At 60.5% G+C, this 286-nt stretch carries 1 pseudogene; it reads left to right on the top strand.

The features are described from left to right. A pseudogene (locus WG899_RS22400) lies at window positions 1-182 on the top strand (IS3 family transposase); the annotation flags it as partial. Between the last annotated feature and the right edge of the window lie 104 nt (window positions 183-286).

Genomic DNA, 286 nt, shown 5'->3' with positions numbered 1-286 from the left:
AGACCCCCAAACCCCTGACACCGGAGCAGCAAATCAAGGCGCTGCAAGTCGAACTCGCGCAAGCGCAGGAACGAGCCAAGTTCTTCGAAGCCGTTGTGGACGTGCTGAAGAAGGATTACGGCGTGCGTGTCGTAAAAAAGCCTGCGGGCAAGTTCTCTCGCAAGACCTCGTCAAAGGGTTGAGCGTGAGCAGGGCTTGTCAATACATGGGCATGAGCCGCCAGGCGTTCTACCAGGGGCAGCAGCGAAATGCCGCGCGCGGCCAGCGCGCCGAGGTGGTGGTGAAG

Origin of the sequence: Paucibacter hankyongi (assembly GCF_037482915.1) — a bacterium.
GTDB lineage: Bacteria > Pseudomonadota > Gammaproteobacteria > Burkholderiales > Burkholderiaceae_C > Paucibacter_A > Paucibacter_A hankyongi.
The sequence above is the reverse complement of the archived record's forward strand: the minus strand, read 5'-3'. Positions and strand labels throughout refer to the sequence as shown.